Source organism: Hoylesella timonensis S9-PR14 (assembly GCF_000762405.1).
GTDB classification, from domain to species: Bacteria; Bacteroidota; Bacteroidia; order Bacteroidales; family Bacteroidaceae; genus Prevotella; species Prevotella timonensis_A.
This window is the reverse complement of the sequence record NZ_JRPQ01000120.1, coordinates 1-8,525: the sequence shown is the minus strand read 5'-3', so window position 1 is coordinate 8,525 and position 8,525 is coordinate 1. Positions and strand designations below refer to the sequence as shown.

9 protein-coding genes and 1 pseudogene are annotated in these 8,525 nt (G+C 41.4%); 2 read left to right on the top strand and 8 right to left on the bottom strand.

The features are described from left to right. Positions 1 to 76: 76 nt before the first annotated feature. Positions 77 to 406: pseudogene (locus HMPREF9304_RS07545) on the top strand (glycoside hydrolase family protein); the annotation flags it as partial. Between the two features lie 122 nt (positions 407 to 528). Beyond that, positions 529 to 3,276, top strand: coding sequence for a TrlF family AAA-like ATPase (locus HMPREF9304_RS07540; protein ID WP_036927951.1), 2,748 nt, complete (start codon positions 529 to 531; stop codon positions 3,274 to 3,276). 152 nt (positions 3,277 to 3,428) lie between these two features. On the opposite strand, the gene HMPREF9304_RS07535 is transcribed toward HMPREF9304_RS07540, so the two are convergent. From HMPREF9304_RS07535 to HMPREF9304_RS07500, 8 genes are all read right to left on the bottom strand, one after another. After that, entirely contained in the window at positions 3,429 to 3,659 is a 231-nt protein-coding gene (locus HMPREF9304_RS07535; protein ID WP_023058463.1) for a hypothetical protein, read from the bottom strand. A 4-nt stretch (positions 3,660 to 3,663) separates the two neighbouring features. Next, positions 3,664 to 3,918 (bottom strand): DUF8466 domain-containing protein, encoded by a 255-nt coding sequence (locus tag HMPREF9304_RS07530; RefSeq protein ID WP_023058484.1) that lies wholly within the window; start codon positions 3,916 to 3,918, stop codon positions 3,664 to 3,666. Positions 3,919 to 3,944: 26 nt separating this feature from the next. Beyond that, complete coding sequence (locus HMPREF9304_RS07525; protein ID WP_036927948.1) at positions 3,945 to 5,219, bottom strand: PcfJ domain-containing protein; 1,275 nt, start codon at positions 5,217 to 5,219, stop codon at positions 3,945 to 3,947. A gap of 17 nt (positions 5,220 to 5,236) precedes the next feature. After that, positions 5,237 to 5,767 carry an antirestriction protein ArdA gene (locus HMPREF9304_RS07520; RefSeq protein WP_023058491.1) on the bottom strand — a complete coding sequence of 177 codons (531 nt, stop codon included), beginning with the start codon at positions 5,765 to 5,767 and terminating at the stop codon, positions 5,237 to 5,239. Positions 5,768 to 5,789: 22 nt separating this feature from the next. After that, the gene (locus tag HMPREF9304_RS07515) at positions 5,790 to 6,209 is read right to left on the bottom strand and encodes a PcfK-like family protein (protein ID WP_036927945.1); all 420 of its coding nucleotides are present in this window, start codon (positions 6,207 to 6,209) and stop codon (positions 5,790 to 5,792) included. A 17-nt stretch (positions 6,210 to 6,226) separates the two neighbouring features. After that, positions 6,227 to 6,817 carry a hypothetical protein gene (locus HMPREF9304_RS07510; protein ID WP_036873505.1) on the bottom strand — a complete coding sequence of 197 codons (591 nt, stop codon included), beginning with the start codon at positions 6,815 to 6,817 and terminating at the stop codon, positions 6,227 to 6,229. Beyond that, complete coding sequence (locus HMPREF9304_RS07505; protein WP_036927943.1) at positions 6,814 to 7,110, bottom strand: hypothetical protein; 297 nt, start codon at positions 7,108 to 7,110, stop codon at positions 6,814 to 6,816. The genes HMPREF9304_RS07510 and HMPREF9304_RS07505 overlap by 4 nt, the downstream gene beginning before the upstream one ends. 112 nt (positions 7,111 to 7,222) lie before the next feature. Beyond that, positions 7,223 to 8,272 carry an IS110 family RNA-guided transposase gene (locus HMPREF9304_RS07500; RefSeq protein ID WP_036927940.1) on the bottom strand — a complete coding sequence of 350 codons (1,050 nt, stop codon included), beginning with the start codon at positions 8,270 to 8,272 and terminating at the stop codon, positions 7,223 to 7,225. Positions 8,273 to 8,525 lie beyond the last annotated feature (253 nt).

Below are 8,525 nucleotides of genomic sequence, written 5' to 3'. Positions count from 1 at the left end.
TTTCAATCATTTGCAATATAAAGTTAGGATAATATCAAGGTTAGGATAATGATGATTATCCGAAATTTCGGATAAGCATCAGCTCTTGCCGGGCGAACATTTCACGGCAGCGATGACGGAACGGCAGGCGGACTCGCTGCTCCGGTCAGACCTGATGAAGCGTCTGATGATGTTCAAGGACTACGGCAAGGATGCTTTGTTGCTTGCCGTTCTGTCCTACAATGTTGGAGCGGGTAGGTTGCTGGGATACGGGAAGTATCCCAAGAGCCGACTGCTACGAAAGATAGAGTCGGGCGACAGGGATTTCTACCGTGAATTTGTCTCTTTTTGCCAATACAAAGGCAAAGTTCTGCGAGGACTTGTCAAACGGCGAAAGGTGGAGTTTGCCCTGTTTTATATACCTTGATTATCAAATACGCCTCTTGCGATATTTTTATGTTCTGCAAGGGGCGTTTTTTCGCCGTTTTATTCGCCTTTCTCGTTATGAATGAGTACCTTTGCGAAAGGTAATATTAATATAGAAAAATCATGAACAGAGGATCGGAATGGAGAATTTGGGACTTGCATGTCCATACTCCTTTTTCTTTGGAGCATAATTATAAGTGCTCTCCTGATGAAGATATATGGGAGAAGTATATAGATGCTTTAGAGCATCTTCCCGATGATATAAAAGTTCTTGGTATCAATGACTATCTTTTTATTGATGGTTATCGTAAAATTCTTGATTATAAAGAACAAGGTAGGCTGCAAAATATAGATTTGATACTACCTGTTGTCGAGTTTAGGTTATCAAAGTTCTGTGGAAATAAGAAGTTTAAAAGAATAAACTACCATGTCATTTTTTCTAATGAACTAACCCCTGATCAAATTCAGCAGCAATTCTTGAATGCTCTCACTGCGCATTATACATTAAGTCCAGACTGTACTCAACAGTGGGGTGGAGTTATTTCAATAGAAAGTATTCAAGATTTAGGAGAACGGATTATAGCCTCTGTACCAGAAAATGAACACCAACACTATGGAAGTCCATTAAGAGAAGGATTTAATAATCTCAATCTTGAGACGTCTGTCATTAAAAATGCTTTATCAAATGCCAATCAGATATTTGAGGGCAAATTCATGACAGCTATTGGTAAAACAGAATGGGAAGATTTCAAATGGAACGATAATTCTATAGCAGAAAAAAAGAGTATCATTAATGATGTTGATATAGTATTTACCGCAGCCGAGGATATCGAAGCATACAATAAATCAAAAGAAAAACTACATGAACAAGGTGTAAATGATTTGCTATTAGATTGTAGTGATGCCCATTCTTTTGCAGACCAGATTGAGCTAAAGGATAGATTGGGAAATTGTAAAACTTGGATTAAGGCTGATACTACATTCGAAGGACTAAAACAGATTCTGTTTGAACCAGAGGATAGAGTGAAGATTCAAATAACCAAACCTGACGAGAAGAATATTTATCAGGTAATTGATAGTATAACATTAAAAGAGGATGATTTTTGGGATGGGAAAATTTTTCTCAATCCTAACTTAAATACTATCATAGGAGGACGTTCTACAGGGAAATCATCATTACTTAAAGCAATAGCTGCTAAGCATGGAAATAAAGAAGTTGGAGAAGGTGATTTTATTAGACAACATCTTGATGGGGTTTCTATCAGATGGCAGGATGGAAATAATCAACTCGGTCGTGAAATAGAATATTTCCGACAAAGTTACATGCACGAGATTGCTTTTGACTCAGAAAAGACGAATAAAATAGTAGAAGACATAATAAAGAGCAAAGATGAAAATAGAATTTTAGAGAATTATTATACTCATCTTACAGATGTTTCTAAAAGTGTAACGGATGGAGTTTTCTATGTTTTTCAACTGCAAAAAGAGATTGATTCTCTAAAAAAGAGTTTATCAGAAAAAGGTAATAGGGATGGTGTTCAACAACAATTGCAACTATTGAAAACAAAAGCATCTACTCTGCAAAAAGATGGAGCATTAACACAAGAAGAAAGAGTTTCATTTGATGCTTATGTATATCAAATTCAAGAAAAGAAGAAACTTATTGCTGCGGCAGATAACGACCTTGAGTTGTTGAATAGATTAAAAAATCTCACTCCATTCGATTCTTCCTTTGAGAAAAAATGGGATTTTGATAAATTATCTTTTGGGTTGAATCAGTATGAAGTAGATCGTCTGTTTAATGGTTTGAAAGTAAGAACTGAAATGGAATGGACAGAGATCGTCCAAAAAATCATAGAAGATACCTCTAAAGCAAAAGACCAAATAGCCACGGAGATACAAACAATAATAGCTTCTGATATCTACAAAAAAGGATTACGGATATTTGAGGACAATAAGGAATTAAAAGATATTAATAGCAAAATACAAGAAGAAGAAAGAAAGCTTACTGCAATTGATGAGATACAGAAAAAGCTTGAGCAAGCAAGGCTACAACGAGAAGAATCAATCCGTAAAGTCATTGACAATCATTGCTCTTATAAAATAAGCGCAAATGATATTTGTAATAACTTAGCCATCACTTATGATAAACTTGATATTCGTGTAAAACTCACTTTTCACAAGCAAGAAATGCGAGTCTTTTTGGAGACCAGACTAAATCAAAGAGGTTATGAACGTCAAGAATATCTACAAGAATTGCTAAATAAATATGATGAAGATAACAAAGCAATTAGTTTGGACTTCTTTAAGAATCTTCTTTCAGAGAAAGTGCTTCTGAAGAATGGATATGAAGCATTAAATGTTGTAACAGAATTTCTTACCCACAGTTGGTATAGCCTTGATTATAGCTTGACTTATCAAGGGGATAATTTTGTTAATATGTCAGAGGGAAAACAAGCTTTTGTTATCCTGAAACTACTTTTGGATTTTAGTGATAAGAAATGCCCAATACTCATAGACCAACCAGAGGATAGTCTTGATAATCGCGCGATTTATCATGAATTAGTAGCATACATCAAACGGAAAAAGAAAGAGCGACAAATAATATTGGTGACGCACAATTCCAATGTTGTGGTAAGTGCAGACGCAGAAAATGTAATTGTAGCTAATCAAGAAGGTGCGGATACGCCCAACTTAGGAGGTTTGAAATTTCAATATATCAACGGATCTTTGGAAGACACCAAGCAAAGAGACGAAAATGCTGAGTATATATTATCTTCACAAGGTATCCGTGAACACATATGTGATATTTTGGAAGGAGGGCGTGTTGCTTTTGAGAAACGTGAACAAAAATACGGCTTTAGAAGATAGAACAATATTTGGATGGGCTTTTTGTTACTTTTGAGCCGTCTCAACTCACTGTCAAAAGTAACGAGGTGTTTTTTATTGGGGTTTCTTTGCTCCTTTCTTTATCTGCTTAGGCTCACGAAAGAAAGGAGCGATTGGCAAATCTGCCGACCGCATTACTTCATCTGTTCTTCTTGAATGGTTATCCGTCCCGTCCTGACTTCAGGGTGGGTGGAGAAAGCCCAATTCACCTCTTCATCGGGTAAGGTGCTGTGAATATTCCCACCCATTACCAATCCGCAATTCTGAATGACCTTTTGCTGTGCGTCCTCCCTGCTTTCGGCAACAACCTCAAACACTCCCTCGAAAATGTACTGCGTCCGTACTCTATAAACTTTCTTCTTCATATTCTCAAAACTCAACTTTTAATAATCTGTGTTCCATCGGCTCACCATTCGATAACCTGCGGTGGGTAAGCCAAAAATGATGTGTGCCATAACCATAGGCAAAGAACTTGTCAAGTTCCGTTTCTTCGGCTATCCGCTTGACGGCAGCTCTCAGTTCCTCTTCATTGACGGATAAAGTAATGGCATTGATTACCCTTATAAGGATATGGGGTATCTCGTCCGCCCAATTACATACGATGCTTTCAATTTCTGCTTTCATATCTGTGATATTTTGGTGATTGTTGCTTATGCTGTCGCTCTCATTCTCTGTCTTATCAATTTGCGGTTGGCATTCACGAGGCTTACGATTTGGTCGTGGTACTCTGTGTTTTGATTACAAACGCCACGACTTTGCACAACTTTGAGCGTGTCCAAATTAACCTCAATCGTTTCTATCCGTTTGCCCTCAATGGTTGCCGAAAGGATAAGCGAGTTTTCTTTGAGATAGTAGGCACTATCAAATACGCAATGGTGCATTGCCACCCCCTCCTCCAAATGTTCCTGCACACTCTCCAATACGTGGACTTGGATTGTGCCGTTTGTGAAGCAAAGACCGAAGAACTTGGATTTGAGTTCTTGAAAACGCTCCTCGTCCTCCATCGCCTTCCTGCGTTTCCTCTCTATTTCCTCCTTTTCTCTCTGTTTGCGAAGCTCGTTTTGCCTGCGGTCGTGTTCCCGATATAGGTCGGTGGGGCAAACATACTTCGGGCTGTGTGTGTCCTTGCCCAACCTGCGGAGCATATCCACATAGTCACACCATATAGAAATGTCCTCTATGTCATAGCCGTTTCGAGTGGCAACCTTATAGGACTGCCAACAAGTGTCAAATGTCCTTGAATTGTAGAGGAAGTATTTCAAATGCTCGGCTCTGCCTGCTTTCAGCAAGGTTTCCGCCCGACTGTCGGATAATATAGCGGGGATAAGGATTGTCGGGGCAATGCCGTGAAAATCGTCCTCAAATCCATTCCTGCGGAGTGTGTCCATAACCTTGAATTTGGGATATATCGGTGAGTACGATATATGACGGTAGGCTTCGTTATCGTTGCGTACTGCCATTGGCGAACAGAAAGAAAAGGTGTCAATGTATCTGCCTAATGTTCGTTGAACGGCTATCACTGATTGCCGTCCTTGTGCGTTCCACCAATATTGACCAATTTCAAGGGTATATGATGAAGCCTTGCAACCTTTCTCCATTTCCACAGAAAGAAGAAACATTCTTAGTACTTGGTACTCTCCGCAAGCGGTAAGTATCGTAAAGTATTGCTTCTGCCTAATCTTGCGTTCAAAGGTTTCCTTGACCTGCAACCTTGCCCCGCAATGGGGGCAGGTGCAAGTGTCCGTAGGCTTTTCTATTGTCCAACTATGCCCACAATCCATACACGTTGTGCGACCTTTGGGCAGTCGGTAGGCGAAATGGTCTATACACTCACGGAATGCCCATTTGCTCTGTGTCTTGGTTATCGGGCGAAGGTGCTTGCTCTCGGCAAGGACAGCCTTCTCATATCTGTTTCTTGGTTTCATTTTCTATCCTCCTTGTTTTATTCGTTGCGAAATACATAACCGTCCTTATACCAAAAGTCTGTGTCAAAAAGGTCATCGGCATATTTGGAGAAGTCGAAGTAACTCAGTGCAAAATCGGATAAATCGTTCTTCATTTTCACAATTTCCTCCGCAAAATCCTCCCTGCTTGCATAACTGCCCATATAGGCGGATTGAAAAGCCTTTACAAGGCTGTATGCGTCTTGGGTGATATGGGCATTGTTGCCGTCCGCCCATTCCCAAAAGGCTTCTTTCTCCGTGTCATTCAATCTGTCCAACTCGTCCCGAAGTTCAAAGAAGTTTTCATCCAAATGACCTTCGTTTATCAGACCATCGGGGATTTCCTCCCACGCTTGGAACATATATTCGGGTTCTTCCTCATCCTCGTGTATCTCGGCACAACGCTCCATAAAGTCGTCCAAATCGTAGAAGTCCGAAAGTTCCACCCATTCTCCCTGCAATGAGCCGTTGTTGTACTTGGCATAAGTGCCTACATAGATGCGTGCTTCGCTTAAATCCATTGTTTCCATTTTCCTTTCGTTGTTTAAGGGATTAAAACTCGAATAGTGAGGGTTGTGATACGATTTCCGTTGTCTCGGCTTTCTTTGGTCTTGCGTTACGGCTTTTTATTTTGGAGAGTTCTTCACGTTGGTATTGCTCTACGGCTCTCTGTCTGGCTTCCGCCTTCTCCTCATCCGTGAGTTCGATGGTGTGGTTTACCACCACTTTGCAGGAATTAGGCTTGCCTACCTCTATGTCGTCCTCGTCATAGTAATGCACTGCCATAGAGTAGATTTCATCGTCCGAAAATCCCGAATGACCGCTTTTCTGTACCTCGCTGAGGATATAGGTTACACACTCGTCTATGTTCTTGTTTTCCTTGCGGAAACTCTCCGCAAAGAGTTCATCGTATGATGCTCGGTTCTCCAAATAACATTGGATTACGCTCTTGAAATGCTCTGTACCTTTCATTGTCTTTTATGTTTTAATCAGTTGAATAATGTTCCGTCTGATAGGAACTCATAATTGTTAGCTTCGCAACTTTCGGCAAAGGCTTCCTCGCTGAATTGATATTCCATATCGTCCCTGCAAGCCTTGAAAAATCCGTTCAAACACTTGTCCATAAGTTCGTATAGGGTGGTATCATTGGGGGCTTTCAGAAAAACGTATATGGGTTTCAAGATTTCATAGTCTATGCAGTAGCCCGTCAGCACACAATCGTCCGAAACAAACACACGGCTCTTGCGTTTCTTCTTGTAGTTTCCACTCCAATAAGTCTTGGGTGGATACAAGTCGTTCCAATAGTTATTGACAAGGTATTTCAGAAGTCTTGTCCCTTTCATATTGTCTTCCTCCTCGCTGTAATGGGAAGTGAAACGATAGGTGTAGGTACAACTGTCGTATGACCATCTGTCCGCCTTGATATTGAAAATCCGTTCAAAGGCTTGCAATGTGGCTCGGTTCTCTCTGTCCCAAGTATAGTCGCAATGTTCCGCCCAATGGCTGTGTGCCTTTGCTTGTGCCTCCCTTGTCAGTTCGTGGAGGTTATATACCTCGTATGTTCTTGTTTCCGTTCTCATATCTGTTCAGTGTTATCGGGTTTATTGTTGATGATGTCTTCTCCATTGTTTGCAAAGACCTTGATAGTCGGCTGTCCTCCGTTTTCCTCTACGGATAGGCTTTCGGAGGTGTCATACAAGGTTTCTCCGTCTGTGATGATGATATTCTCATCGTCCTCAAAGCAAAGCACGTCCTCTCCCTGCCACGACTTGACAAGGGCAACGGCTTCTTCGTAACTCTCGGCTTTTACATCAAAGTGGGTGCGTTCCCAACAAGTAACCTTTCTGTCTTGATAAAAATTGAATTTTTCCATTATTCTTACTTTTAGATGGTTGCTAAAATGATTTCTTGGATATGAATGGGTTCGACCTCTGAAAAGAGATAGAGCTTTCTATGTTATTATCCTCCTGTTTCTTTGATTTTAACTATTTATTTAACATTTCACTCCGAGCATTTATAGAGATGTATTCCGGCTGATACTTGCATTCGTTTTTTACCATTGCTGTGATGATGGTCAACATCTTATTCTTCACATCGTTCAACGCTACCATTGGCATTTTTCCCTTGTCTAACAGCCGATGGTAATATATGCTCATAGCTGGACAGAAGTTCACAGCAGCCAAAGCAGCCTGCGAGAGTAGCGACTTGATCATTTTGTTAGCCAAATATCCTACTTTTGGAGCCGAGTGCACACTGGTTCCAGAGTCACGGGAGAAGGGCGCCACACCGTAGTAGCAGGCTATCTTGCGGGCGTTGTAGTCGAACTTGGTGAAGTTGTTGGTGAAGACCATCAGACACACCGCATTGAGCGTTCCCACACCGGGCATGGAAGTAATGATGCCGAAGATGCGACTAAGTTCCTCGTCTGAGCGTACAAGCTCCTGTATTCGCTGGTCGCACTTTTGAATCTCGTGCTTAAGTTCGGTTAATATGTGTCGAGAACTCTGCGATATCATCGTCTTTGCGGATGACTTCTGTTGCGTAAGACGCTTCTCAATGCGCCTAACCTCAAAACTGCATTTATGCCTGACGAGCATGTGACGGTAGAGGAACACCTCGCGTAACTGTGAGAGTGCCGGGCTCAACGGCTCGTATAGACGGGCCTTGTCCTGGTAGCGCATGGCATACTCGGCAATCATCAGCGAATCAGACCTATCGCTCTTTCCGCGTTTCATGGCGAAAGCACGTTTGATGCTCAAGGCATTCTCTATCCAAAGATCATAGCCTTTTGAATACAGATAGTCGCTCATCATCTGGCTGTATCCGCCCGTATTCTCGCCACAGAAAAGCCAGTTCTCACATGTGTCGGCACCGCATAGGCTGTCCACCCAACGGAGCATCTTACGATAGCCTGAAACTTTGTTGACAAACTCTTGGTGCCCTACGGACAGCATCTCGCTCAAATCTTCCGCCTTGATGACGGTCGCATCAAACTTTTCTTTTGAGAAGTCGATGCCAATAAAAATTTTCTTCATAACTTTGCAATTATAGGAACCGGCTAAAGTTGCAACGGACTCAAAACTCTAAATAGGCTCGAAGCCTTAACTTTCTATCAGGTCTTTGCAACTGTGCAGGGAGGACTAAAACAGAAGATGGGCTTGAGCCCCGTTAATTTCAAAGTTTCCCTTCCCTGCAGGCTGGCTCTCCTTTTAACAACAAAGGTAATAAGCCAACCTTAGTAAGCAAAAAGATTTAATCCTATTTTTTTCATGTCGCAAACTTAGAGTT

Coding starts and splice junctions, on each gene's coding strand:
- HMPREF9304_RS07500 (WP_036927940.1), bottom strand. CDS start 8,272: ATGAAGAAAATTTTTATTGGCATCGACTTCTCAAAAGAAAAGTTTGAT.
- HMPREF9304_RS07530 (WP_023058484.1), bottom strand. CDS start 3,918: ATGAAAGCAGAAATTGAAAGCATCGTATGTAATTGGGCGGACGAGATA.
- HMPREF9304_RS07535 (WP_023058463.1), bottom strand. CDS start 3,659: ATGAAGAAGAAAGTTTATAGAGTACGGACGCAGTACATTTTCGAGGGA.
- HMPREF9304_RS07515 (WP_036927945.1), bottom strand. CDS start 6,209: ATGAAAGGTACAGAGCATTTCAAGAGCGTAATCCAATGTTATTTGGAG.
- HMPREF9304_RS07540 (WP_036927951.1), top strand. CDS start 529: ATGAACAGAGGATCGGAATGGAGAATTTGGGACTTGCATGTCCATACT.
- HMPREF9304_RS07525 (WP_036927948.1), bottom strand. CDS start 5,219: ATGAAACCAAGAAACAGATATGAGAAGGCTGTCCTTGCCGAGAGCAAG.
- HMPREF9304_RS07520 (WP_023058491.1), bottom strand. CDS start 5,767: ATGGAAACAATGGATTTAAGCGAAGCACGCATCTATGTAGGCACTTAT.
- HMPREF9304_RS07505 (WP_036927943.1), bottom strand. CDS start 7,110: ATGGAAAAATTCAATTTTTATCAAGACAGAAAGGTTACTTGTTGGGAA.
- HMPREF9304_RS07510 (WP_036873505.1), bottom strand. CDS start 6,817: ATGAGAACGGAAACAAGAACATACGAGGTATATAACCTCCACGAACTG.